Consider the following 866-nt stretch of genomic DNA (forward strand, 5'->3'; position numbering starts at 1 on the left):
CTGCGGGTTCTCCATAGCGAATCGCCAGGTCGACAGGTTTGGAGTACATATCGGTCAGGCGTATCGGAGAGGTCGAGTTTGATGGTCACCCGAGGGTGCTGTTCGATGAACTCGTCAATCCACTCCAGCAGCATATTACGACCAAAATCCGAAGGTGCGGTGATGTAGAGTTGCCCGGCCAACTCGCCTCGCGCGCTGTTGATTTCGTCTAGGCCGTCTTGGAGCAAACTCAATGCCGCGGTGGTTTTTTGCAGAAACAACGCGCCGTCGCTGGTTAAGCGCAAGCTTCGGGTTGAACGAACAAACAAGGGAAAACCGACTTGCTCTTCTAATCTTTTGATGGCGGCACTGACCGCGGCCGGAGTGAGATCAAGACGTATTGGCGGCTTGCGAGAAGCTACCTTGTCGAGCGGTTTCCACAAAAATATTGAGATCGTTGAGCGCTTTCATACATCGAAGTGAACGGCGAATAATGGGGTACGACTATAGCGTATTGATAAAAAAAATRCCTCATCCAATCGAGAAGAGGCATACAAAAGAAGAGAGCATCATTGCCCGCCGTTCAAGCGTGGCTGCTGTTTGCTGCCACTCTATTGGGGCCGCGGGCGTTAATGCGTTTTCGTCATCAAAACGGCTGGGTAACAAACCGCTTGCCAATAAGTGTAGCGAAACCATCGATGGTTTGTCTGTAAGTCATTGTAAGCGTTATGCCTTTTTAGCTTCGATACTGAAAATAGCATCGCGCAACACGGCGGGTAGCTGTGCTTTGCTTTGTATTTTAAAATCGAACATGACGACGGTTRCACTGCCTGTGGTGGTGACTTTACCCATCTTTTTGCTGACGACTTGATACTCCATGGTGAAGC

General features: G+C 50.0%; 2 pseudogenes. Both read right to left on the reverse strand.

From position 1 onward, the window contains the following. Positions 1-450, reverse strand: a pseudogene (locus CIK04_RS27245) (LysR family transcriptional regulator); the annotation flags it as partial. Between the two features lie 255 nt (positions 451-705). Continuing rightward, positions 706-866, reverse strand: a pseudogene (locus tag CIK04_RS27250) (acyl-CoA thioesterase); the annotation flags it as partial.

Source organism: Vibrio sp. 03_296 (assembly GCF_002265885.1).